At 51.8% G+C, this 23,651-nt stretch carries 22 protein-coding genes and 4 tRNA genes; 4 read left to right on the forward strand and 22 right to left on the reverse strand.

Features of this window, described 5'->3' with window-relative positions; all coding sequences use genetic code 11:
- Positions 1 to 36 precede the first annotated feature (36 nt).
- Positions 37 to 630, forward strand: a complete 594-nt coding sequence (locus tag B5F35_RS10955; RefSeq protein WP_087240898.1) for a manganese efflux pump MntP — start codon at positions 37 to 39, stop codon at positions 628 to 630.
- Between the two features lie 73 nt (positions 631 to 703).
- Here the strand turns inward: B5F35_RS10955 and B5F35_RS10960 are convergent, their stop codons facing one another.
- From B5F35_RS10960 to B5F35_RS11010, 11 genes are all read right to left on the reverse strand, one after another.
- The gene (locus B5F35_RS10960) at positions 704 to 1,186 is read right to left on the reverse strand and encodes a CD1247 N-terminal domain-containing protein (RefSeq protein ID WP_087240900.1); all 483 of its coding nucleotides are present in this window, start codon (positions 1,184 to 1,186) and stop codon (positions 704 to 706) included.
- A gap of 57 nt (positions 1,187 to 1,243) precedes the next feature.
- Entirely contained in the window at positions 1,244 to 1,801 is a 558-nt protein-coding gene (gene efp / locus B5F35_RS10965; protein ID WP_087240902.1) for an elongation factor P, read from the reverse strand.
- Between the two features lie 105 nt (positions 1,802 to 1,906).
- Entirely contained in the window at positions 1,907 to 2,989 is a 1,083-nt protein-coding gene (locus tag B5F35_RS10970; protein WP_087240904.1) for a M24 family metallopeptidase, read from the reverse strand.
- Entirely contained in the window at positions 2,986 to 3,444 is a 459-nt protein-coding gene (gene aroQ / locus B5F35_RS10975; protein WP_087240906.1) for a type II 3-dehydroquinate dehydratase, read from the reverse strand. Before aroQ ends, B5F35_RS10970 begins: the two co-directional genes overlap by 4 nt.
- On the reverse strand, positions 3,441 to 3,968 hold the full coding sequence (locus tag B5F35_RS10980; protein ID WP_087240908.1) for a YqeG family HAD IIIA-type phosphatase: 528 nt from the start codon (positions 3,966 to 3,968) through the stop codon (positions 3,441 to 3,443). Before B5F35_RS10980 ends, aroQ begins: the two co-directional genes overlap by 4 nt.
- 89 nt (positions 3,969 to 4,057) lie before the next feature.
- Positions 4,058 to 4,234: a 30S ribosomal protein S21 gene (rpsU, locus tag B5F35_RS10985; protein ID WP_087240910.1), complete on the reverse strand. Its 177-nt coding sequence runs from the start codon at positions 4,232 to 4,234 to the stop codon at positions 4,058 to 4,060.
- A gap of 56 nt (positions 4,235 to 4,290) precedes the next feature.
- A complete protein-coding gene (locus tag B5F35_RS10990) occupies positions 4,291 to 4,554 on the reverse strand; it encodes a hypothetical protein (protein WP_087240912.1) in 264 nt (87 codons plus the stop codon).
- An 82-nt stretch (positions 4,555 to 4,636) separates the two neighbouring features.
- Positions 4,637 to 5,152: a GNAT family N-acetyltransferase gene (locus B5F35_RS10995; RefSeq protein WP_087240914.1), complete on the reverse strand. Its 516-nt coding sequence runs from the start codon at positions 5,150 to 5,152 to the stop codon at positions 4,637 to 4,639.
- 191 nt (positions 5,153 to 5,343) lie between these two features.
- Positions 5,344 to 5,419, reverse strand: a tRNA-Thr gene (locus B5F35_RS11000).
- A gap of 3 nt (positions 5,420 to 5,422) precedes the next feature.
- Positions 5,423 to 5,499: transfer RNA gene (locus B5F35_RS11005), tRNA-Asp, on the reverse strand.
- A 3-nt stretch (positions 5,500 to 5,502) separates the two neighbouring features.
- Positions 5,503 to 5,578 (reverse strand) — tRNA-Trp (locus tag B5F35_RS11010).
- A gap of 371 nt (positions 5,579 to 5,949) precedes the next feature.
- On the opposite strand from B5F35_RS11010, the gene B5F35_RS11015 reads away from it, so the two are divergent.
- Positions 5,950 to 7,185: a uroporphyrinogen decarboxylase/cobalamine-independent methonine synthase family protein gene (locus tag B5F35_RS11015; RefSeq protein WP_140401203.1), complete on the forward strand. Its 1,236-nt coding sequence runs from the start codon at positions 5,950 to 5,952 to the stop codon at positions 7,183 to 7,185.
- Between the two features lie 140 nt (positions 7,186 to 7,325).
- Here the strand turns inward: B5F35_RS11015 and pfkA are convergent, their stop codons facing one another.
- The 6 genes from pfkA to hprK form a co-directional block, all read right to left on the reverse strand.
- Positions 7,326 to 8,294: a 6-phosphofructokinase gene (pfkA, locus tag B5F35_RS11020; RefSeq protein WP_087240918.1), complete on the reverse strand. Its 969-nt coding sequence runs from the start codon at positions 8,292 to 8,294 to the stop codon at positions 7,326 to 7,328.
- Between the two features lie 201 nt (positions 8,295 to 8,495).
- A complete protein-coding gene (locus B5F35_RS11025) occupies positions 8,496 to 11,975 on the reverse strand; it encodes a DNA polymerase III subunit alpha (RefSeq protein ID WP_087240920.1) in 3,480 nt (1,159 codons plus the stop codon).
- Positions 11,976 to 12,011: 36 nt separating this feature from the next.
- Positions 12,012 to 12,935, reverse strand: coding sequence for a DNA-binding protein WhiA (gene whiA / locus B5F35_RS11030; protein ID WP_087240922.1), 924 nt, complete (start codon positions 12,933 to 12,935; stop codon positions 12,012 to 12,014).
- A 7-nt stretch (positions 12,936 to 12,942) separates the two neighbouring features.
- A complete protein-coding gene (gene rapZ, locus B5F35_RS11035) occupies positions 12,943 to 13,806 on the reverse strand; it encodes an RNase adapter RapZ (RefSeq protein WP_087240924.1) in 864 nt (287 codons plus the stop codon).
- A gap of 8 nt (positions 13,807 to 13,814) precedes the next feature.
- Complete coding sequence (gene murB, locus B5F35_RS11040) at positions 13,815 to 14,726, reverse strand: UDP-N-acetylmuramate dehydrogenase (protein WP_087240927.1); 912 nt, start codon at positions 14,724 to 14,726, stop codon at positions 13,815 to 13,817.
- A gap of 30 nt (positions 14,727 to 14,756) precedes the next feature.
- A complete protein-coding gene (gene hprK / locus B5F35_RS11045) occupies positions 14,757 to 15,722 on the reverse strand; it encodes an HPr(Ser) kinase/phosphatase (protein WP_087240980.1) in 966 nt (321 codons plus the stop codon).
- Positions 15,723 to 15,758: 36 nt separating this feature from the next.
- On the opposite strand from hprK, the gene B5F35_RS11050 reads away from it, so the two are divergent.
- Positions 15,759 to 16,034: a hypothetical protein gene (locus B5F35_RS11050; RefSeq protein ID WP_140401204.1), complete on the forward strand. Its 276-nt coding sequence runs from the start codon at positions 15,759 to 15,761 to the stop codon at positions 16,032 to 16,034.
- Here B5F35_RS11050 and secF read toward each other — a convergent pair.
- The 5 genes from secF to B5F35_RS11075 all read right to left on the reverse strand — a co-directional run bounded on the left by secF (position 16,001) and on the right by B5F35_RS11075 (position 21,763).
- Positions 16,001 to 16,951 carry a protein translocase subunit SecF gene (gene secF, locus B5F35_RS11055; protein ID WP_087240931.1) on the reverse strand — a complete coding sequence of 317 codons (951 nt, stop codon included), beginning with the start codon at positions 16,949 to 16,951 and terminating at the stop codon, positions 16,001 to 16,003. The two genes, B5F35_RS11050 and secF, sit on opposite strands and share 34 nt — an antisense overlap.
- A complete protein-coding gene (gene secD / locus B5F35_RS11060) occupies positions 16,948 to 18,354 on the reverse strand; it encodes a protein translocase subunit SecD (protein ID WP_087240933.1) in 1,407 nt (468 codons plus the stop codon). The genes secF and secD overlap by 4 nt, the downstream gene beginning before the upstream one ends.
- 217 nt (positions 18,355 to 18,571) lie before the next feature.
- A complete protein-coding gene (locus tag B5F35_RS11065; RefSeq protein ID WP_087240935.1) occupies positions 18,572 to 19,861 on the reverse strand; it encodes an aspartate aminotransferase type Ic in 1,290 nt (429 codons plus the stop codon).
- Between the two features lie 266 nt (positions 19,862 to 20,127).
- Positions 20,128 to 21,522 carry an asparagine--tRNA ligase gene (gene asnS, locus B5F35_RS11070; protein ID WP_087240937.1) on the reverse strand — a complete coding sequence of 465 codons (1,395 nt, stop codon included), beginning with the start codon at positions 21,520 to 21,522 and terminating at the stop codon, positions 20,128 to 20,130.
- A 155-nt stretch (positions 21,523 to 21,677) separates the two neighbouring features.
- Positions 21,678 to 21,763: transfer RNA gene (locus tag B5F35_RS11075), tRNA-Ser, on the reverse strand.
- Positions 21,764 to 22,075: 312 nt separating this feature from the next.
- Here B5F35_RS11075 and B5F35_RS11080 point away from each other — a divergent pair.
- On the forward strand, positions 22,076 to 23,650 hold the full coding sequence (locus tag B5F35_RS11080; protein ID WP_087240939.1) for a Ppx/GppA phosphatase family protein: 1,575 nt from the start codon (positions 22,076 to 22,078) through the stop codon (positions 23,648 to 23,650).
- Position 23,651 lies beyond the last annotated feature (1 nt).

Genomic DNA, 23,651 nt, shown 5'->3' on the forward strand with positions numbered 1-23,651 from the left:
TACCGGCGGTATATTTAAAACGAGGAGCAGATGAAAATGGACTACATATCTCTGGTTGGGATCGCAGTCGGCCTCTCGATGGACGCTTTTGCCGTTTGCATTACAAACGGCGCTGTGTGCAGACGGGAAAACGTTACTCCCCGCTTTGCCCTTCGCATGGCGGCAAGCTTCGGATTTTTCCAGGCTCTCATGCCCATGGTAGGATGGCTAATCGGAAAGGCGGGTGAAAGCCTGATTTCCTCCGTCGATCACTGGATCGCTCTCCTTCTCCTCTGCTATCTGGGCGGTAAGATGGTATATGAAGCCGTCAAGAAAATGCGTTCCGGCGAACAGGAGGAGTGCCGGGCAGAAAATGTCAGCTTCCGCACACTGATGGCGCTCTCCGTGGCAACCAGTATCGACGCACTGGCAACCGGCATTATTCTTCCGTCCGCGGTTGGCGCATATTCGCTGACGCTGATGCTGGTTTCCGTTGGAACCATTGGCCTGATCACCTTTTGCATCGGCTTTGCCGGAGTCTTTCTTGGCAAAACCTTTGGCATGTTGATTGCGGGAAAAGCAGAAATTCTTGGCGGCGTTGTCCTGGTGGCCATCGGGTTGAAAATTTTCATTGAGCACATGTTCCTCTGAACATTTCTCAAAAACAGCAAAGCGGCTGGGTTCCAAGGAACCCAGCCGCTTTTTGATTTAAGAGAAAGTTTTGTTATTCATGGGAATGATCATGGCCGCAGTCACAGCCGCAGCCACAGGAATCCTCTTCCTCGCAATCGTCGATGTCAAACTCAAGCGGGACGCCGCAGTTGGGGCAATCCATCTGGCCGTCGCAGATGACATCCTCAGAAAGGCAGATCGTCTCATTGCAGTTCGGGCAGGTGATTTCATAGTAGCATTCGTCGCTGTCGAAATCTTCCTCGTCGCCCTCGTCCTCATCCTCGTCATCTTCACAGCCGCAGCCACAGTCACAGCCGCCGTAGACCTCTTCCTCCAGAGAGCCCAGATCCTCGTCCACCTCATCCAACTGAGCGGAAACCTCCTGCAGATCGCTTTCCACATCGGAAACCGTATTGGCCATTTCGTCAAGCAGATCGATGATGGCGTTAAGCACCTTGACTTCCTTTTGGGAGGGATCCAGCTCCAGACCCTCGGCAAGTCCGCGAATGTATGCAACCTTTTCCGTAATCGTCACTGTTGTGAGACCTCCTTCTGCAAATCCTTGCATTTCCCACGGCAAAAGCGGATGGCGTTACGCACGCTCCATATATTCGCCGGTGCGGGTATCAATGCGGATCATTTCTCCTTCGTCGATGAAGAGCGGAACCTTGATTTCGGCGCCGGTCTCCAGCGTAGCGGGCTTCGTCGCATTTGTGGCGGTATCGCCCTTGAAGCCGGGATCCGTCTTGGTAACCTGAAGCTCCACAAAGTTCGGCGGCTCCACACCGAAAACGTTGCCCTTGTAGGAGAGAACCTTGCAAACCATGTTTTCCTTCACAAACTTGAAGTTGTCGCCCATGACGCTGGCATTGATGGGCAGCTGCTCATACGTCTCGTTGTCCATGAAATAGTACAGATCACCATCGCTGTACAGATATTCCATCTCTTTGCGCTCCACAAAAGCGGTCGGGTACTTGTCGTTCGGGTTGAACGTTTTCTCTGTGACCGAACCGGAGATCACATTGCGGATCTTGGTGCGGACAAAGGCGGCTCCTTTGCCGGGCTTCACGTGCTGAAATTCGATGATGGAATACACGTTTCCATCCATCTCAAACGTTACGCCGTTTCTAAAATCGCCTGCAGAAATCATATCCGAATCCTCCAATTAGTTTTTCTTTTCTTAGTGTATAATATCCGTGTCGATTTTTCAAGAAAAATTTTCAACAGCCTTCCGGAAAGTATTGTTCCGGTTTTTTCACAGAATAATCAGATCCTTGCGGGATTGTGTGATATCCTCGCAGCCGTTCTCCGTAATCACGACCAGATCCTCAATCCGCAGGCCGAATTTACCCTCCAGATAGATGCCGGGTTCCACGGAAACGACCATGCCGGGCTGCGTCAGCGTCTTGCAGCCCATCGCAAAACGCGGCCATTCATGGATCTCCACACCGACTCCGTGGCCGAGAGAATGCTCAAAGGCCCCTTTGTATTCCGCTTCCAGAATGTCGCGGGCCACCTTATCAATATCCTCACAGGGCACGCCGGGCTTGACCGCATCAATGGCAGCCAGCTGAGAGCGAAGGACCAGATCGTAAGCATGGCGCTGCTCATCGCTGACATGCCCCACCGCGACGGTTCTCGTCATGTCCGCATGATAGCCATGCAGAAGCGCTCCCGTATCCATCGTCACAAAGTCGCCATTCTCAATGACCTTGTCAGACGGCACGCCGTGGCAGAGGGAACCGTTTTTGCCGGACACCACGATGAAATCGAAGGACACGCCCTCAGCCCCCTGACGGCGCATGAAGAATTCCAGCTCCAGCGCGACCTCGCGCTCCGTGCGTCCGGCACGGATATAGTCAAGGATATGCGTGAAAGCGTCATCCGTGATTTTCTGAGCCTCACGCAGCTTCTGAATCTCCTCCGGCGTCTTGATGGTGCGCAGCTCCTGCAAAGCGCTGTCCAGTGCGCCGCCCTTCTCCACCTGAATGCCGGATTTCGCAAACGCTTCCTCAAAATCATGCGCCTGCTTGAGCGTCAAACGCTCAAACTCCACAAACACGCGGCGCACGCCGTCCTGCTCCATCAGCTCCCGCAGTGTGTCATTCATCTTTTTGATGCAGACAACTTCGCTGCCGGAAACCACGCGTCTGGCCGCTTCCGCATAGCGGAAATCTGTCAAAAAATACGCCTTCTTCGGCGTAACCAGAACAGCGCCCGCGCTGGAGGGAAAGCCGGTCAGATAGAACCGGTTCTCCGGAGATGTCACCAATACAGCCGCGTCCTCCCCCTGCTTGCGCAGGAATTCTTCCTTTAAACGAGCAATCGCTGTGCTCATGCCTGATCCTCTCCCTTATCCATCAGATATTGAAGCGCCTGAAAGGCCAGAAAATAGCTGTACTTTCCAAACCCGGAAATCTGCCCGGCACATACAGGGGCGATTACGGAATGATGCCGGAATTCCTCCCGCGCATGGATGTTGCTCATGTGCGTCTCAACAAACGGAATCGGAACAGATGCAATCGCGTCGCGCAGCGCATAGCTGTAGTGCGTCAGGGCGCCCGCATTGAGAACCACACCATCATACCGTTCCCGTGACTCGTGAATCTTATCAATCAGTGCTCCCTCATAATTGCTTTGAAACACATCGCAGGCAAACCCAAGGGAATTGGCATATCCAACCGCCTGCCGTTCCACCTCCGCCGCCGTTTCCTGGCCGTAGACGCCTTTTTCACGGATCCCTACCATATTCAGATTGGGTCCCAGCAGAAGCAGCACTTTTTTCTGCGTCATTTCTTTGTTCCATCCTTTCTCTCCGCCCACAGGCCCAGACGCTTCGCCTTTTCACGCACAGGCTTTTCCAGCGCGCGCCGCCACCCAAAGCGCAGCACGCTTTCATTTCCCTGCGGCACTACCAAAATGGAGCGAATTCCCGAAAGATTGGCTCCCAAAATATCGGTAAACACCTGATCGCCCACAGCAGCCGTTTCCTCTCTGCGCACCCCCATCGCACCAACGGCGCGGGAATAGCCAACAGGGAACGGCTTCATAGCCATGGACACAAACGGGAGAGAAAAGCGCTGGGCAAAGGGTTCCACACGTTTTTGAAAATTGTTTGACACAATCATCATCCGGATACCGCCCTGCGCCATCCTCTGTGTCCATTCCAGCGCGCCCTCAAAGGGCTGCTGTGAGCCATGGCCGGACAGGGTGTTGTCCACATCCAAAATCAAAGCCCGGACTCCCATGGAATGCAGAAGCTCTAAGGTGATGTCCGTCGCCTGGGCGACACAGACCGTGGGAAGAAGAATTGCCATATCATTTCTCCTTGCTGAATCATGAATAGAAAAACAAAAAGCGGGCGTTTTCCGCCCGCTTTTCAAGTGTGAGTTTCTTCCCGCAATGTTTACTTATACTTGCGCTTACGGGCTGCCTCAGACTTCTTCTTGCGTCTGACAGAGGGCTTCTCATAAGCCTCTCTCTTGCGAACCTCTGCAATCACACCAGCTCTTGCACACTGCTTCTTAAATCTTCTGAGGGCGCTTTCCAAAGATTCGTTGTCTTTGATTCGAATTTCAGCCATTTATTTCCCTCCCATCCGCCGCACGGCAGGGGTATTAGTAAGCCGCATTAATCGCATTACATGAAAAATATTATACATATGCAACCTTCATCTGTCAAGAGAATTTTCAAAAATAAAAGAATTTTAGGCAAACAAATTATTTCTCTCGCCGGAGTTGCCGCTTCTGAGCCAACACGCCCGCAAATCATACAGATAGCGTTTCGCATTTCAAGGAAGTCCTGCTCTAAATCAAGCCTGTCAAAAGCGGCTCGCACCGCATTGGCATGGATGCCGTTCTGGTTCTTTCTGCCAGCAGCAATACAATCGTTGATGTTCTCCACTTGGGCGGCGCAGAATCAAGACGGAAGATACGCCCTGCCTTCCGTATGATTATAACTCCTCTCCCTTTATGTATGAAATACTTTACAATACAATTTCGTATTTATAATCTTTCATGATGATATCTGTTCCCTTTTTCTTATATGTGTTCTCGCTGACAATTTTTCCGCCACATTTCTGGGCAACCCGATTAGAAGCGGCATTTCCCTGAGCCACGTAAATGGTTACTTTCTCGGCTCCTTGACTACGAGCATAATTTATCATTCCCTGAGCGATTTCAGTTGCATAGCCTTGACACCAAAAATTCTTATGGACGCAATAAGCAATATCGTACACTTTCTTGTCATCACTTATCATGAAACTGCATGTCCCTACCCGTTCCAATGAATTCTTAAAAACAGGAATCAAATAACAACATTCCTCATCCTCGCCTAGGCCTTCTAACATTTTCAAATATTCATTATCTATTTCTTCTTTTGCTTCATCCGGCAAATATTGTCCCATCTCTGGATTATTCCAGATACTATATGCCCACAAAGCATCTTCTTTCGTGAATCCTCTTAATAAAAGTCTCGAAGTTTCAATATCATTTATCTTCATAAAATCCTCCGTGAAATTCAACTTTTCGCCGTTGCTTCTTTCCGCAAGGCATCCAGTAACGCTATAAAAAGCCGATCAGGAAGTTTGATTCTGATCGGCTTTTTGGGGCCTTGTGTCGGTTTTTTGCACCCGGGAAACATGGCGGAGAAAAGGAAAAAGCCCCGGAACCGTTGTGGTTCTAGGGCTTTTCTTGGAGCTGCTAGGCAGATTCGAACTGCCGACCTCATCCTTACCAAGGATGTGCTCTGCCTACTGAGCCATAGCAGCGTATGGCGACCCGGAACGGGCTCGAACCGTCGACCTCTAGCGTGACAGGCTAGCGTTCTAACCAACTGAACTACCGGGCCATATGGCAGGGGCAGAAGGACTTGAACCCTCGGCACGTGGTTTTGGAGACCACTGCTCTACCAACTGAGCTATACCCCTATTTCCCCGCGACCTTCAGGTTGTCTTTCCGACTTCCTCAGCGCGAGTATTATAATACCAGATTACCCCGAGGATGTCAACACTTTTTTCTTATTTTTCCGACAAAAATAAAAAAGCTTAAAAATCCGCATGGTTATGCGATTTTTTGGACTTTTAGAATGTGCATTTACAGATTTTTTCAAAAATTTTTTTCTTTTTTCAGCGCGAACAACGCCAAATTATGCTTGCCGACAAAGTGAAAAACAGCGTTGGGAGTGTGGCGCATGGCATAAGGTATGGAAGGGAAAATACATAATATCATGAAAAAACCGTTTAAAACTCCATTTTTCCACGATATAATAAAGACAAAAATAACCCGGGAGGTTTCATCCATGTTAAATGCAAAAGAAGCCAATGTTCTGCGCGATCTAGCCCAGCAATATATGGAGTTTGCAGTCCGCCCACAGCAAAGAGAGTTGGAAAAACTATGGATTGCCCATAACACCGGATCAGGAGTTCGTCCGATGGTGCTGGTGGATCAAATCCCCTGGCACGAGATGAACGCAGACGGGTCGTTGACCACTGTCATCACCGCCCCCTACTGGAAGGAAGTAGAAACAAGCCTGCGTCAAACCCTGTACAAGATGCGGTTTATTCCGTCGGATCTGGTACTTCCTCCCTATATTCTTCTTCCACGGATTCTCAAAGACCCCTTCTTTCGTACTTTCGGCCTCAAGGTTCAGGAGCACACGGCCCAAACTGACATACATAACAGTGTGATTTCCCACTCTTACATCAAACAGTTTGAAGCCATGGAGGACTTGGAGAAGCTCAATCCTTCCGACCTGTGTGCCGACACTGCGCAGGAACAGGAGATTTGGGAGGAAGCGCAGCGGATTTTTGAAGGGATAGCTCCTATCCGCTGGCAGGGCGTTATGATGCACAGCGGCCTGTGGGACACCATCAGCGAGTGGCAAGGCGTGGAGGAATGCTACTACATGCTCCTGGATGAGCCGGAACCGCTCCACGCTCTCCTGGGCCGCATGACTGATATTATGCTGAAATGGATCGATCAGGGGAATGCGCAAGGCCTGTTTGATACTGCCAGCGGCATCTGCCATTGCAGCCACACCTTGGTAAAGCCTTTCTCTGAAACGCCTGACCCGCTGCCCGGAACCTCTGCCAACAGCTGGACATTCGGCATGGCACAGCTGTTCACCGCTGTATCTCCCGATGTCACCAAAGAATTTGAACTTCCTTACGCCAGCCGTATTTTTGAAAGATTTGGCAATGTGTATTATGGCTGCTGTGAAAAGCTCGATGATCGTCTGGATCTGGTAGCCTCCCTCCCCCATGTCCGCAAGGTTTCCTGCAGCCCTTGGAGCGACCCCAAGCACTTTGCCGCATCCCTGCCCGAGCAGCTTGTCATGTCCTTCAAGGCGAATCCCGCCCTTATTGGTGCGGGAGATATGGATGCTGTGCGGGAGAATCTGCAAGGCGCTATCAATGCCGCCCGCCGGGAAAACCGCCGCTTGGAAATCATCCTGAAGGATATCAGCACCGTACAGTATCACCCCGAGCGCCTGACCGAGTTTGGCAAAACAGCGTTGGAAATGGTACAAAACTGATTTTTATGGGAAGCAACTGACTGACAATTTACAAAAGGAGACAGGCACCCCCTTAACGAGGCAGCCTATCTCCTTTTTGCATCGAAAAACGGACGAAGAGCAAACTGCTCCCGTCCGTTTTGAAAGAATCTTTCCAAAAATCAAATGGAAATCTTATGAGCAATATTATAAAGATCCACGTCAAAAGTACGCTTCATTGCAAGAGCTTCTGTGATATCAAGATCCACAATCTCACTCTTACGCATGACGACAACGCGGTTGCTCTTTCCTGCATTCAGCAGCTCCACTGCCGTATAGCCCATTTCGCTGGCAACCACACGATCCCGCAGAGTCGGGGAACCACCGCGCTGCACATGACCCAGCACGGTTGCACGTGTTTCGATTCCGGTCTGCTTCTCAATGCTGTCCGCAAGCTCAGAGACATGACCGACGCCTTCTGCCACAATAATAATGAAGTGCTTCTTACCCGTTTTCTGGGTAAAACGCATACGCTCAATAATGTCGCGCTGGAAATCATACTCGACCTCCGGCACCAAAATCGTCGTTGCACCGACCGCGATACCCGTCTGAAGAGCCAGATCACCGCAGCGACGGCCCATTACCTCAACAACACTGCAGCGGTCGTGGGACTCCGTCGTATCACGAAGACGGTCAATCATCTGCACAGCCGTATTCATGGCCGTATCAAAACCAATGGTATATTCACTGCTGGCAATATCATTATCAATCGTACCGGGAATACCAATGCAGGGAATTCCCGCGCCCGTCAGATCACGGGCACCGCGGAAGGAACCGTCGCCGCCAATGACCACAACGCCGTCAATGCCCAGCTTACGGCACATATCGGCAGCCTTCTGCACGCCTTCCTTGGTATTGAATTCCGGGCTGCGAGCCGTATACAGCATGGTGCCGCCGCGATGAATAATATCGGAAACGGAGCGGAGATTCATTTCAAAAACATCTCCGGTTAAAAGGCCGTTATACCCTCTGCGCACTCCCATCACATGAAGTCCGGACGTAATTCCGGCGCGGACAACCGCGCGGATTGCGGCATTCATGCCCGGGGCATCGCCGCCGCTTGTAAGGACAGCAATCGTTTTTGCGCTCATGATCTTAATCCCCCTATAAAATGATGTCGACATAAGGCTGCATAAAGAGCGGTCAAAAACGTTTTTCATAAAGAGTTCTGCGCTTTTTCCGCTTGCAGCACACCTATGTAACTCTGATATCACACTATATTATACTGGATTGTTTTTTGTTTATCAAGCAAATTCATATGGATATTGGTTCCCGCTTTATGGAATTTTCTATCATTTCTTCACAACTGCAACATTTTTTTCGCCCAAAACCCGGCTGAGCTGTTCGAGCAAAACGTCATTCAAAGAGACTCGCAAAGATGCCGGAGCCGAAAAAAGCTTATGCACATCATTGTAATAAAAATAAACCGGCATGCTCCCTTCAAACAGCTCCAGCAGCTGACAAGCACGCTGGCAGCGGGCGCTCTTTACAGAGGAAACCTTCAGATACAACCCCGGCCGTTTGGTGGTTTTGCGCGGCTGCGCCATTTCCTGCTCCCCGGATTCCTGCAGCGGCTGAACAGAATCGCAGATCAGCTTCGCGTCCTCATCCTCCTTCCTGCTCACCCGTGCCTGAATCAAAACAGGCTCTCCCTCGGTAAGATACGCGCCATACTGGCCAAGAATCGCCGGAAAAACAAGAACCTCGATGGAGCCAAACATATCTTCCAGAAGCAGAAACGCCATGGTGGATCCGCTTTTCGTCACCTTCATCTGCATGCTGCCAATGATTCCAATCACCGTCACACGGTCTCCATCCTGGTATTGGGATGCGTCCGCATCATTCACCAGATCGCCGATGCGGACCGCGTTCAGCTTCTCGTACTGCGCCAAAAAAGCTGCCATGGGATGGCCGGACAGGAACATCCCTGTGACTTCTTTCTCATACGCCAGCTTTTCCCTGTCCGAGAAATCGCGCATGGGAGCCACCAGAAATTCCTGCGCTCCCTCCCCCGCACTTCCGGTATCAAAGAAGCCAAGCTGTCCCTCCACATTCTTTTTGCGGTCGGCTTCCAGAAAATCCAGCACCGATCCCGCGTTTTCCAGCATTTGACGCCGGTTCAAATCCAAGCCGTCCAGTGATCCGCACTTAATCAGGCTCTCCAGTGCCCGCCGGTTCATCTGCTCAAACATTCTTTTGCAGAAATCAAAAAAGGAAGAAAACGGACCATTGGTTTCTCTTTCGGAAATAATATGCTGAAGAAATCCCCGTCCCAGATTCTTAACCGCCAAAAGCCCAAAACGAATATCTCGCCCTGCGACAGTGAATCCCAAATCACTCTGATTGATATGAGGAGGCAGCACACGAATTCCCATCCGTGTACACTCCGCCATGTAAGTCACCAGCTTGTTTGTATTGTCCAGAACACTTGTCAACAGAGCCGCCATATATTCCTTGGGATAAAAGCATTTGAGCCATGCTGTCTGGTAAGAGACAAGCGCATAGGGAGCCGCGTGAGATTTGTTGAAGCCATAAGCGGAAAAGGTTTCCATCTCTTTGAATATCTCAAGCGCCGTTTTTTCATCCACGCCCCGCCGGACACAGCCCTCTACCTCGACCTCTCCTTTTTCATTGACAAGGCCATGGATAAAGATCTGCTTTTCGCGCTCCATGACGTCTGCCTTTTTTTTGCTCATGGCACGCCGGACAATATCGGCGCGGCCCAGCGAGTAGCCTGCCAGCTCCCGGAAAATCTGCATCACCTGCTCCTGGTAAACGATGCAGCCATAGGTGACATCTAAAATCTTTTGCAGGCGGGGATGCTTGTAGCGAACCATCGCGGGGTTATGGCGGCACTCAATATACCGTGGGATCGACTGCATGGGGCCAGGCCGGTACAGGGAAACAACGGCGATTAGATCTTCCAGATTTTGTGGGCGCAGCTGCACAATCACCTTGCGCATCCCGCCGGATTCGAACTGGAATACTCCATCCAAATGCCCTTCCGCCATCATGACATAGACATTCGGCTCGTTATCTGAGATCGATTCAATGGTAAAATCGGGTTTCGTTTTGCGCACCTGCTGAACCGCGTCATAAATAACCGAGAGGTTGCGCAATCCCAGGAAATCGATCTTTAAAAGCCCCAGCTCCTCCAACAGCGTCATCGTGTACTGCGTCACAACAGAATCCCCGTTTTTAGCCAACGGGACATAGTAATTCACCGGATGATCCGTAATTACAACGCCCGCCGCATGCGTGGAAGCGTTGCGCGGCATTCCTTCGACCTTTTTCGCCATATCCACAAGGCGGTGGATGGTTGGATCCGACTCATACCTCTGCCGGAATTCCGCCGATTTTTCCAGCGCCGCATCCAGCGTGATATTCAGCTCCATCGGCACCATTTTCGCCACGCTGTCCACTACATTGTACGGAATTGCCATTGCCCGTCCGACATCCCTCAGGGAACCGCGCGCCGCCATCGTGCCGAATGTCACAATCTGCGCCACATGATCCGCTCCATATTTGCGCACCACATACTCAATCATTTCCGGCCGGCGCTCATCGCTGAAATCCACATCAAAGTCCGGCATGCTGACACGCTCCGGGTTCAGGAAACGTTCAAACAGCAGATGATACCGGATGGGATCGATGCTGGTGATTCCCAGGCAATACGCTGCCAGGCTTCCCGCACCGGAGCCTCGTCCGGGGCCGACAGGAATATCAACGCTTCTGGCATATCGGATAAAGTCGTACACGATCAGGTAGTAATTGACATATCCCATCTGTTCAATCACAGACTGTTCGTAAGCAAGACGATCCTGGACCTCCTGCGAGGGATGATCCCCATAGCGGCGCAGCATACCTTCCCGGCACAGTCTGCGGAAATAGGCAAGATTCCCTTCCCCATCCGGTGCCTCAAATTTCGGGAGCTTCGTTTTGCCGAATTCAAACTCCACCTGACAGCGCTCTGCGATTTTCCAGGTATTTTCCGCGGCTTCGGGCAAATCCGGAAACAATGCACGCATTTCCTCTTCCGACTTGAAATAGAACTCGTCGGATCCAAACTCCATACCATCCTTATCCTCCAGCGTCCGGTTCGTTTGGACGCAGAGGAGGACATGGTGCATCTCGCTGTCTTCCCTGGCAATATAGTGGCAGTCATTCGTCATAACCAGAGGGATTTCCAGCTCACGCGCCAGCCGGATAATCTGTGGATTGATCAGCTTCTGTTCCCGCAGCCCATGGTCTTGAAGTTCAAGGAAGAAATTCCCTTTTCCAAAGATAGCTTCATAGCGCAGAGCCGCTTCTTTCGCTCCCTCATAGTCGTTTGCTGTCAGCGCACGCGGGATTTCTCCGGCCAGGCAGGCAGAAAGAGCGATCAGGCCCTCGTGATATTGCTCCAATAGATCCAAATCCACTCGGGGCTTGCTATAAAAGCCTTCCGTCCATGCCAGCGAAACCAGTTTGATCAGATTGCGGTATCCGGTTTCATTCTCACACAGCAGCACCAAATGGCGGTTCTCCGAATCCAGTTCATGCACCTTATCAAAGCGGGTCCGCTGTGCGACATACATTTCACAGCCAATGATTGGATGAATGCCGCGCTTTTTCGCTTCCTTGAAAAACTCCACCGCTCCGTACATGACGCCGTGATCCGTGATGGCAACCGCCCGGTCGCCGCGGCTCTGCGCGGTATCCAAAAGCTGCTTGATGCGGCAGGCACCATCCAGCAGGCTGTATTCCGTGTGAAGGTGAAGGTGGACAAACATGCTTTTCTCCTCTCCCCATGGGACTTTTTATTGTGATTATGAGTCTCCGTTGTGCTCCGCAAATTCCACGATACGCCGCAGCCGGTGATTGACACCGGAACGGCTTAACGGCTGTGAAAGATGCTCTCCCAGCTCACGAAGGGATAGCTCGGGATTTTCCCAGCGCAGAGCGGCAATCTCCCGCAGCTCCTCCGGCAAAGCATCCAGACCAACCGTTCCCATAATGCGTTCAATCGCCAAAAGCTGGCGTGCGGCGGCCGACGCCGTTTTATCGATATTGGCGGTTTCAAAATTGTTTCTGCGGTTCAGATTGTTCCGCATCTCCTTGAGCATTTTTGCCTGCATCAATTCCATGGAGGCATTTTTTGCTCCCAGATAGGTCAGCAAATCGGCGACGCTCTCCCCGCCTTTGACATAAACAATAAAACGCCCCTTTCGATTGACCATACCGGGCTGAAGTCCCAGCCCGCCTGCCCGAGATAAAAGCGCGGACAAATCTCCGGCCAGCTTCATATATGGAACGGAAAATTCCAGATCATATCCTTTTTCCGGTGCTGTTACGGTGCCGCAGCACAGGAAAGCCCCCCGCAGGAATGCCTGCACACAGCACTCCGTTTGCAGATTTTCTTCATGGATACGCAGATTCCACTCCTGGGAATGATGGGCAAAGCAATGCAAAAAGTGGAGACGCTGATTTTCTCCGCGAATAGAAACGGAAAAGGTTGTTTTTCCGCCGCGCCGCACAATGGCAGAAACGGTCTCCACAAAGACACCAGCCACAACGGCAGCCTCCTGTGCCGCACGACGGGCAACCGGCGCACTCTCCGTCAGAAAGGACACGTCCGCGGCGGAAAATCCTCCTCCAAACAAGAAAAGGCCGTAGCACTCGGCCCTCTGGCAGCAGCTGCGCTCCGTTTCCACCCGGCACAGCTCCGCCTTTGTTTCCGATGAAAATGACATGAGCCGTTTACCTCTTCTGAATATCCCGGTGGTTGACGCTGGCCCGCTTCCCCTCCTGGCAGAAATGCTCATACAGAAGCTGAGCAAACGTCACAGAGCGATGCTTTCCGCCCGTGCAGCCCATCGCCACAACCAACTGACTTTTTCCCTCCTCCAGATAGAGGGGAAGCATATAGTCAATCAGGTTCATCAGCCGCTTGGCCACTTCCTGCGACTGCTCCCAGCGCATAACATACTCTCTCACCGGCTCATCAAGCCCTGTCAGGTTTTTCAGCTCCTTCACATAAAAGGGATTTGGCAGGCATCGCACATCGAACACCAGATCCGCTTCTGTCGGCATCCCGTACTTGAAGCCAAAGGAAATGCAGTGGATAGCCAGCGCGTCCGATACATTTCCCAGGAAAAGCGTGGAAATCTGCTTTTTGAGCTGTGCGGGAGAAAGCAAGGAGGTGTCAATCACAAAATCCGCTTGTTCCTGCACGGGTTTGAGCACAGAGCGTTCCATCTGTACCGCCTGATCCAGCGAGCCCATAAAGTAATCAGCAAGAGGATGCTTTCTTCTCGTTTCCTTGAAACGGTTGATCAGCACCGAATCCGCCGCATCGAGAAACAAAATCTTGTACGGCCTTTCATCCCTGTGCAGCTCCTCCAGCGTCGCGGTCAGGGTGCGGAACACATCCTGACCGCCGCGGATATCCGTCACGACCGCCACACGGCCAAACTTCTCTCCCGCCTGCTGGCACAAGCTGTAGAAGGTGCTCAAAAGCTGCGGAGGCAGGTTATCCACACAATAAAAGCCAATGTCTTCCAGTGCATGAACAGCCTGCGATTTCCCCGCTCCGGAAAGTCCTGTTACAATTAAGAATTCCATGTTTCTTTCTATTCTCCTATCCGTTTCACTTCACATTCCAGAGAAACACCCGTCTCACGCAAAACCGTTTCTTGAATTTTCTCAATCAAGGCGTTCACATCCGCACAAGTGGCGCCACCAGCATTGACAATAAAGCCAGCATGCTTTTCACTGACCATCGCACCGCCCACACGCAGTCCCTTGAGACCGCACTGCTCAATCAGCGCACCCGCAAAATGGCCTTCCGGACGCTTAAACACGCTGCCCGCGCTGGGCTTGTTGAGCGGCTGCTTTTCCTTGCGCCTGGTATAATAATCTTCCATCAAAAGGGCGATTGCGTCCCGGTTACCTTTGAAAAGGCGGCATACAATCCGTGTAACCACACCGCCGTTCTCCATGAACACGCTGTGCCGGTACCCATATTGCAGCGATTCTCCCGAAAAGACTTTATGGCTTCCGTCCGGCAGCAAAGCGTGAACGGATTGGATCACGGAACTCATTTCCCCGTTATAAGCACCCGCATTCATATAAGCCGCACCACCCACAGACGCCGGGATTCCCCAGGCAAATTCCAGACCGGTCAGCTCATACTTTTTCGCAAAATTACACAATCCCGCCAGCGACACAGCCGATCCGCAAATAATTTCCGTTTCCCCGCTCAGGGAAATCTCATGGAAATCGCCGGACAGGCAGGCCACACAACCGCGCACACCGCTGTCCGAAACCAAAAGATTGGATCCCTTTCCCAAAAGGAACAGCGGAATCTGAAGCCGCTGCGTTTCCTTGACCAGCAGTTCCAGAGCCTCCGCGCTGCACACCGTAACAAACAGGTCGGCAGGCCCTCCGATTCGGAAAGTTGTGTGACGGCTCATGGGCTCCTCCCGCACCGTCAGGCACCCCGCCGCGACCGCGGCTCTCTCAAGTTCCTCCAAAGGCAGCATACGATTCCTCCTGATTGTAAAATTTAATGCTTACAGATCCAGCTTGAGCTTCTTGTCCTCCTCCTGCAGCACGTCAATATCCATGCCAAGGCTGGTGAGCAGCTCCGTGGCGGCATTGTAGCCCATCTTCTTCTGGCGGTTGTTCATGGCGGCAACCTCAATGATCACAGCCAGGTTACGGCCGGGCTTCACAGGGATGGTCAAAACCGGCACGTTGATGCCCAAAATTTCCGTATACTCGTTGTCAAGCCCCATCCGATCATAGACCTTCTGATGATCCCAGATTTCCAAATTGATAACAATATCAATTTTTTCCGTCATCTTGACCGCGCCCATACCGAAAATACGGCGGGCATTGATAATCCCAATTCCGCGCAGTTCAATGAAGTGACGGATGTTTTCCGGCGCCTGCCCAACCAGAGATTTTGCGGAAACGCGCCGAATCTCAACGGCATCGTCGGCAATCAGACGATGGCCGCGCTTGATCAGCTCGATCGCCGTCTCACTTTTTCCCACGCCGCTGTCCCCGACAAGGAGGATTCCTTCGCCGTAGACCTCCACCAGCACACCATGACGGGTGATACGCGGAGCCAGTTCCACGTTCATGAACGAGACAAGCGAAGCCACCAGGCTGGAAGTGGTATCCGCCGTGCTGAGCAGCGGAACGTTGTTTTCCTGCACAGCCTCCAGCATTTCAGGGGTGGGCTGGATATTGCGCGCGATGATGGCGGCCGGCGGGTGTTTGGAGAACAAAGCGTCCAAAACCTCGCGTCTCTCCTCCGTGGAAAGAGAATTGAGGAAAGCCGTTTCAGCGTTTCCAAAAATTAATATTCTGGTTGTGTCATAATAATCATAAAAACGGTTCAATTCAAGCCCGGGACGGTTTACGTCCATGGAGCAGATCATAATCTTTTCCGGATCCTCCGGCATATAGAGGACGGAAAGCGAGAGCTCTTTCATCACCTTGGAAAGCGAAACAGTAAAATTCGTTGGCACGAAAAAACACCTGCCCTTTTCCTGACGGCGGCCAGCATGCAAAAGCCTCCTCAGGAGATATTTTCTTTATTATATCTCATGACGGAGAAAGATGAAAGAGAAAACGAAAAAAACTTAAAGAGCTATTCTTTGTTGGATGGGCCCCTGCATGGTGTGCATAAAAAGGCAAGCGGCACATGGATAAACCATGTGCCGCTTGCCTTTTATCCTATTGAACAGTCTTATGATACGCTTTCCCACTACCTGCTCTGCAAAGCAGCCATCGGGAAAGCAAAAAATCACTTTGCTTTGACGGAGGTCTTGTCCTTATAATTTCTCCACATCACATACAGAGGACCGGTGATGCAGACAGAAGAATAGCAGCCCACCAGAATACCTACCATCATCGGCAGTGCAAAGGTGGTAACGCTTGTCAAACCATAAGCCATTCCCACCACATACACACAGCCAATCGCCACGAAAGTGCACAGAGAGGTGTAAATCGAGCGGGTCAGCGTCTGATTGATACTCAGATTGACCAATTCCGAAGTCTGGGCCTTCGGACCAAGCGCACGGCGGTTCTCGCGGATACGGTCATAGATGATGATGGTGTTGTTCAGCGAGTAGCCGAGGATCGTCAGAATCACCGCGATAAAGTTATCGTTGATCGGCATCCGGAAGATCACGAAGGTAAAATACACCAGAAGAACGTCATGCAGCAGGGCAATGATCGAAATGATACCAGCCGAAGCGCCGCCGATCTTACGGAAACGGAACGCGATATAAATGACCAGAAGGACAAAAGCAATCGCGACGGCAATCAGGCACTTGGCAAAAAAGCTGGTACCTACGGTGCGATCCACAGAGGAGGTTTCCTCGATCGTCAGAGCGCTGTCGGGATATTTCTCCAGAATTGCGGAGGAAATGGCATCCTGCTGATCCACTGTGATGGAATCTGTTCCGGCGAAAGTAATGGACATGCCATTGGTGTTGGCTCCGTTGGTATCCACCATGCTGGAGTACACGCGGATATCCACATTTTGGCCGGTCACTTCTTCCACAATGCTCTCCACGTCGCTCGTGCTGATTTCACCAGTATAGGTATAATCGAGCATCGCACCGCCTTTGAACTGGATGTCCAGTGTCGTGCCGAAAATGATGTTGAAGATAATGCCAATCGCAAAGAGTGCAATCGTAATCCCGAAATAGATCTTCCGGTTCTCGTAAAATTTGATGTTGAACTTTTTCATTCTGCAGCACCTCCGAACAGCCATTTTTTACGCAGCGGCTTGAACCCGGAGAGAGACTTCGTCATCAGGCGGGTGGTACCGACGCCGAAAATAAAGTTTCCGATGTTGCCGATCAGAAGTGTATAGCCGAAGGAATAGATGGAACCTGTGGTGGAAGCACCAAACAGAACAGACAGAATGTTGGTCGGTCCAAAGACAGCCATCAGAATCAGGGAGACAATGATGGTCGTAATGTTGCCGTCAAAGATCGCCCAGAAGCTGTTGTCGTCGCCCTTCTGAATCGCACCGTCCAGCGTTCTGCCGGCCCACAGCTCCTCCTTGATGCGCGTTGCCGTGATGATGTTGGCGTCAACGCCCATACCGATGGAGAGAATAATACCGGCGATACCGGGAAGGGTCAGCGTGAAGCTGTTGAATGCGGGGAAATACCCGGAAACAGCCGCAAAGCAGAGCGCTACCTGGCCGATCAGGGAAATGACCGCCACAAAGCCCGCCAGACGGAACACCACAATCATAAACAGAGCGATGAGAATGAAAGCGATTACACCAGCGATCATCATCGCGTCAAGAGACGAAGCGCCAAGCGTCGGGCTGATGGTACGGAAATTCTTTGTAGTCAGCTGGAACGGCAGAGCACCCGCGTTGATCTGACGCGCCAGAACCGTGGCTTCCTCCGCGTCAACACCGGTGATCTGCGCCTCTCCTCCCGTGATCGTGCTCTGCACGGTCGGAGCGGAAATCATCACATCGTCCATCCAGATGGAGATGGTCTCATTGAGATACTCCTCGGTTGCCGCCGCAAATTTTTCAGAACCGGTCTCGGTCAGCTTGAGGGCGACCACATACTCGGTGGCTCCAGTATCGGGATTCTGATAAATCTGTGCTTCTGCCGAATCCACATCGCTGCCGGACATCAGCACCGTCTCCGCGGTTGCACCAGTCGGCGTTTTATAGAGCATTTCGCCGTCCTCGCTCATCTCGGTGGACTCATACTCCGCACCCGGACGGAAAGTCAGCTCAGCAGTGGCGGAAATCTCCTGGATAGCGGCCTCGGGATCGAAGGTTGTCTCGTCGCTCTTCCAGGGGAAGCGGACAATAATCCGGTTATTGGCCGGATCCGTATACAGCTCATAGTCGGTGATGTGCTGGCTGGTCAGACGGGTCTCAATGATCGCTTTGGCGGATTCCAGCTCCTCCTGCGTCACAGCCTCGTCCGTATCCGGAACAAAGGTCGCCTCCACACCGCCGTTGATGTCAATACCCCAACGGATGTCGCCCATCCCCTTGATGTATGTGACAGTGTTGTCTCCATTTTGGACATGAATGCCAAAAACAGAGGTAACTGCCAGAGCAAGGATCAGGAGGGCAACGATGAAAAATGCTGGTTTTCCTACTCGCTTCATGCGCATAGCCTCCAAAAGTGTGTTTGTATTTCCGCAGGCTCGTGCGGACGTAACAGACTTATTATATGGTTATCTTTTTAAAAAGTCAACAAAATTACGACATCCCACGCCAAATCCCGCGAAAAAAGCCCGGCAGCGGCCAATTGGGCTGCCGCTGCCGGGAGTATCGCAATTCACAAATTCTACATATATAATGTAGCGTTTCGCGGAAACAGGTTTATTTTGTTTCCAGAAGCTTTTCCACCGCTGCCAGCTTTGTGCAGAGACAGAACAAATCCATCGCGATTTCCAGCTCGGAAACCGGCGGATACGTGGGCGCCACACGGATGTTGCTGTCCCTGGGATCCTTGCCGTAGGGATACGCGGCCCCCGCACTGGTCAGCTGAACGCCTGCCTCTTTGCACAGCTGCACAACACGCTTGGCGCAGCCGTCCAGTACCTGCACGCTGACAAAATAGCCGCCGTTCGGGTTGGTCCACTCGGCAATCCCCTTGCCCCCCAGCTCATTTTCCAGCTTGGAAATCACAGTCTTGAATTTCGGCTCGATAATTTTCCGATGCCGCCGCATCTGTGCCGTGACACCTTCCATATCGCGCAGGAAATAAATGTGGCGAAGCTGATTGAGCTTATCCGGGCCAATCGTCTGATAGGAATAATGGGTGCGCAGGATTTCCAGATTGACCTCACTCGCGCCGACAGCCGCCACACCGGCTCCGGGGAAGGTGATTTTACTGGTGGAAGCAAAGAAAATCGGGAGATCGATATTATGTGTCTTGCGGCACTCATACCAGAGGTTCAGCAGCTGGTCGGGCGTATCGGTGAGATCGTGCACACAGTAAGCGTTATCCCAGAAAATACGAAAATCCTTCGCAGCCGGCCGCAGGGCGGCAAAGCGGCGGACCGTCTCGTCGGAATAGGTGTATCCCTGGGGATTGCTGTACTTTGGCACACACCAGATTCCTTTGACCTGCGGATCGTTGTTGACCCAGCGCTCCACCTCATCCATATCCGGACCTTCCGGCGTCATGGGGATTTCGATCAGCTCCATACCGAAATACTCCGTAATGGCAAAATGACGATCGTAGCCGGGAGAAGGACAGAGGAATTTCAGGTGTCCCTGGTGCATCCACGGCTCACAGTTGCTGAAGCCATGCGTCATCGCACAGGAGATCACATCAAACATCATGTTCAGGCTCGAGTTTCCGCCGACAATGATGTTATGATCATCCACGCCCATCATTTCAGCGAACAGAAGGCGAAGCTCCGGCAGGCCGTCCGCCATACCGTAGTTGCGGCAGTCCTCTCCTGTGGAGGCTGTCATCTTGGAGCGGGAATTCAGCGTATCGAGCATCGGCATGGAAAGCTCCACCTGCTCCTCACTCGGTTTTCCGCGCGCCATGTTCAGGTTCAGGCCCTGCGCCTGCACTTCATGATACCGGTTTTCCAGTTCCTTCTTCAGCTGGGAAAGCTCTTCCCGAGACATTGCTTGATACTCCAAATTGCGCATCTCCTTCTTAAAAAATGCAAAAACGCCTGGTAAAGTCTTGTATTATTTTAATCTATCCCCACAAAAAATGCAAGTCTAAAATGCAATTCCTTCATTTTGCCGCACGAACAGGCGGGAATCAGGCGCCTTTCTGGTAAAGTATACAATTTGGATAGGGCAAAAAATCACAATATTCTGTTTACCGAAAAAAGGAACAGCTTGGAAAAAATCCGAAACCCGCTTGAGCCGTAAGCAGCTCAAAACGGGTTTCGGATTTTGTGTCTTTTTTAGAATTCCGCTGTGCCGGTTGTACGCGGGAAGGGCAGGACATCGCGGATGTTGGAAATGCCGGTCAAATACATGATCAGGCGCTCAAAGCCGATACCGAACCCTGCATGCTTTGTCCCGCCGTAACGGCGAAGGTCCAGATACCACCAATAGTCCTCCTCGTTCAGAGAAAGCTCCTGCATCCTCTTTTGCAGCAGCTCCAGGCGCTCTTCACGCTGGCTGCCGCCAATAATCTCACCGATTCCGGGAACCAGCAGATCAACCGCTGCCACCGTCTTGCCGTCATCGTTCAGACGCATATAAAACGCCTTGATTTCTTTCGGATAGTCTGTGACAAACACCGGACGGCCAAATTCCTTTTCCGTCAGGTATTTCTCATGCTCCGTCTGCAAATCGACGCCCCACTCCACCTTATATTCAAAGTTGTCGTTGTTCTTTTTCAAGAGCTCAATCGCGTCAGTATAAGTCACGCGGCCAAAATCGGAGTTCGCCACATGGTTGAGGCGGTCCAGAAGGCCCTTGTCGATGAACTGGTTGCAGAAGGCGATATCCGCCGCGCAGACATCCAGCACATAGCGAATGACATATTTCATCATCGCCTCGGCCAGCTCCATGTCGTCTTCCAAATCCGCGAATGCGATCTCCGGCTCCACCATCCAGAATTCCGCCGCATGGCGCTGGGTATAGGAGCGCTCCGCGCGGAAGGTTGGGCCAAAGGTATACACCTTGCCGAACGCCTGCGCCATGCACTCCGCCTCCAGCTGGCCGGAAACCGTCAAAGAGGTGCTCTTCTGGAAGAAATCCTGGCTGTAATCCGGCGTGCCATCCTCCAGGCGGGGAATCTCGTTCAGGTCAAAGGAGGTTACATGGAACATCTCCCCTGCTCCCTCGCAGTCGCTTCCGGTGATGATCGGCGTGTGAGCATACACAAAGCCGTTCTCCTGGAAAAACTTATGAATCGCAAACGCGGCGGCGGAACGCACGCGGAACGCAGCGCTGAAGGTGTTCGTGCGTGGACGCAGATGGGCAACCGTGCGCAGATATTCCAACGTGTGACGTTTCTTTTGCAGCGGGTAATCGGGAGTGGAAGCACCCTCCACCACGATCTCCTCGGCATGAATCTCAAAGGGCTGCTTCATCTCCGGGGTCAGCAGAAGCTCGCCTGTCACAACAAGGGCGGCGCCTACATTGACCTTGACAATCTCCTTGAAATTGGAAAGCTTCGCATCCTCAAATACGATCTGCACGCCTTTGAAGCAGCTTCCGTCATTCAATTCGATAAAGCCGAGCGCTTTGGAATCGCGAATCGTGCGAACCCATCCGCATACTGTGACGCGCTGGCCGCTCAGGCTTTGCGAGCTTTGATAAAGCTCCTTGATCTCTGTCCGTTTCATTCGTAAGCACCATACCTTCCTTTTGTGAAGTGAATTAAAAAATCACACCGCCAGCGTCAGCCGGCAAAATGCTTTTTTCATTATAATAGCAAACGCCGGGAAAAGCAAGAAGTTCGCCGAGATATGAAAAAAGGCCAGACAATTTGTCTGGCCTTTGGCGGAGAGGATGCGACTCGAACGCACAATGCCTTGCGGCACACCACATTTCCAATGTGGCTCCTTACCATTAGAATACCTCTCCATATCAAGGAAAATTCTCTTTTCACACCGGTCTCCCGAGTGCTCTATTACTATATCAAAACTCCAATCAAAAATCAAGCCCTTTTTTAAAAAAATTTTTCAGGTATGTTTTTATTTCGATCGGGAAACGTAAAATTCCTGTAAAACTTCCTTTGCGGTGGGCTTTTTTGTTCGGAATGACGGGGAAAGGAATTGTGCGTTTGCAGAATTATTGTTATAATAAGATCATCTGTGGAGGCTATATTTTCTGTCTCCGCGGATCCTGCAATTCTTTCGCTGTCCTCAACATTACTGCGTTCAGGGAGGAAACGTTGTGAAAACAGTCAGAAGCGTCAAGAAAAAAGGAACGCGCACCGCGGCCGCTGTCAGCATCGGCTCCAAGCTGCTGCGGATGCGGATCGCCCAGCTGCGAAAAGGAGAAGTCTCCGAACTTGAATCGCTCCAGTACCCGATCTCCATCGGACATGAAGTATTCAGCAATACAAAAATCAGTTTTGAAAGCATCCGATCCATTTCCTCGGCTCTGCGGGGCTTCTCCGCGCTGATGCAGGAGTACGGGGTGGATTCCTGCCGTGTTGTTGCCACCACGGCGCTCCGCGAGGCGGTTAACCGCGCCTTCGTCGTCGATCAGCTGAAAATTCAGAACGGTGTGCAGGTGGAAATTCTGGAGGATAACCAGGAAAAAGCTTTCGTCTATGGAGAAATCCTCAAGCAGCTGCCGGAACGTCTCAAGGATGGCAACACCTTGATCGCCTACATCGGTACAGGCAGTATTGGTGTCGCGGTAATCCGGGATGAAACCGCCGTATTTTCCAAAAACATTCCTGTCGGCGCCTTGAAGCTCCACGATATGCTCGGAAGCCTGCAAGCCTCCAGCATTCATTTCCACGAGGTGCTCGAAGAATATATCCATGTCGCCGTCGGCCGTTTCCTTTCTGTTTATCCAGGCGGTTTTCCGTCCATTTCCCAGCTTGTTCTCGCAGACAACGGCAGCGCGCTGATCGCTTCTCTCTGCAAAGCAGAGAAAAAAGGCGGCGTTTATACCATCCAGGCAGATTCTGTACGTGAACTTTACGGCACCATCCGCAATATGACGCCGGAGAAAATCAGTTTTTCTTACCAAATTTCTGAGTCTGACGCGGAACTTCTTTACACAACTTTGTCGATTTATCTTTACTTAATCAACCTGACGGGTGTAAAATCTATTTATGCACCTCAGGTAGATTTGCTGCGCCCCATTTTGCAGGAGATCCTTCTGCCCAAAACAAGGGAGCTGGCTTTCGACCGCGTTCGCCGCAGCACGCTGGCATGCGTGCGGGAGCTTGGCAAAAGCTTTCAGTGCAACATGGAACATGCGGAGCGGATCGCGGAGCTTTCCGGACTCCTTTTTGACCGGATGAAGGAGATCCACGGTCTGGATTCCCGCAACCGTCTCCTGCTGGAAGTTGCTTCCCTCCTGCATGAGTGCGGTTACTACACGCATCCGCGCCAGTATTCCAACAGCACGTTCCATCTGATTCGAAGTATGGATATTTATGGGATTACGGAAAATGAGCTGTATCTGGTGGCCTCCACTTTCCTGCCCGCCGACAGCCTCGAAGCCGCGGACTCCCTGTCCGTCCGGCAGCAGCTGATCGTATCCAAGCTGGCAGCTATTTTCCGTCTGGCGGATTCGCTGGATCAATCGCAGAAGCAGAAACTGAAAAATCTGAAAGCCAGGCTGGACAAAAACCGCCTGCTGATCACAGCGGAAAGCACGGAGAGCGCTTCCCTCGAAGAATGGGCGTTCAGCCAGGCCGTTCCATTTTTTGAGGATGTGTTTGGCGTCCATCCGGAACTGACCGTGCGCGACGCACCCGTCAAAACAGCAAAGCAGAGAAAGGTGTGAC

Source organism: Anaeromassilibacillus sp. An200 (assembly GCF_002160025.1).
GTDB classification, from domain to species: Bacteria; Bacillota; Clostridia; order Oscillospirales; family Acutalibacteraceae; genus Caccousia; species Caccousia stercoris.

Coding starts and splice junctions, on each gene's coding strand:
- B5F35_RS11015 (WP_140401203.1), top strand. CDS start 5,950: ATGTTAAATGCAAAAGAAGCCAATGTTCTGCGCGATCTAGCCCAGCAA.
- whiA (WP_087240922.1), bottom strand. CDS start 12,935: ATGTCATTTTCATCGGAAACAAAGGCGGAGCTGTGCCGGGTGGAAACG.
- rpsU (WP_087240910.1), bottom strand. CDS start 4,234: ATGGCTGAAATTCGAATCAAAGACAACGAATCTTTGGAAAGCGCCCTC.
- B5F35_RS10955 (WP_087240898.1), top strand. CDS start 37: ATGGACTACATATCTCTGGTTGGGATCGCAGTCGGCCTCTCGATGGAC.
- B5F35_RS11065 (WP_087240935.1), bottom strand. CDS start 19,861: ATGCGCAATTTGGAGTATCAAGCAATGTCTCGGGAAGAGCTTTCCCAG.
- B5F35_RS10980 (WP_087240908.1), bottom strand. CDS start 3,968: ATGGCAATTCTTCTTCCCACGGTCTGTGTCGCCCAGGCGACGGACATC.
- efp (WP_087240902.1), bottom strand. CDS start 1,801: ATGATTTCTGCAGGCGATTTTAGAAACGGCGTAACGTTTGAGATGGAT.
- secF (WP_087240931.1), bottom strand. CDS start 16,951: ATGAAAAAGTTCAACATCAAATTTTACGAGAACCGGAAGATCTATTTC.
- murB (WP_087240927.1), bottom strand. CDS start 14,726: ATGCTGCCTTTGGAGGAACTTGAGAGAGCCGCGGTCGCGGCGGGGTGC.
- rapZ (WP_087240924.1), bottom strand. CDS start 13,806: ATGGAATTCTTAATTGTAACAGGACTTTCCGGAGCGGGGAAATCGCAG.
- pfkA (WP_087240918.1), bottom strand. CDS start 8,294: ATGAGCGCAAAAACGATTGCTGTCCTTACAAGCGGCGGCGATGCCCCG.
- B5F35_RS10970 (WP_087240904.1), bottom strand. CDS start 2,989: ATGAGCACAGCGATTGCTCGTTTAAAGGAAGAATTCCTGCGCAAGCAG.
- B5F35_RS11025 (WP_087240920.1), bottom strand. CDS start 11,975: ATGTTTGTCCACCTTCACCTTCACACGGAATACAGCCTGCTGGATGGT.
- secD (WP_087240933.1), bottom strand. CDS start 18,354: ATGAAGCGAGTAGGAAAACCAGCATTTTTCATCGTTGCCCTCCTGATC.
- asnS (WP_087240937.1), bottom strand. CDS start 21,522: ATGAAACGGACAGAGATCAAGGAGCTTTATCAAAGCTCGCAAAGCCTG.
- aroQ (WP_087240906.1), bottom strand. CDS start 3,444: ATGACGCAGAAAAAAGTGCTGCTTCTGCTGGGACCCAATCTGAATATG.
- B5F35_RS10995 (WP_087240914.1), bottom strand. CDS start 5,152: ATGAAGATAAATGATATTGAAACTTCGAGACTTTTATTAAGAGGATTC.
- B5F35_RS11050 (WP_140401204.1), top strand. CDS start 15,759: ATGCAAAAGCCTCCTCAGGAGATATTTTCTTTATTATATCTCATGACG.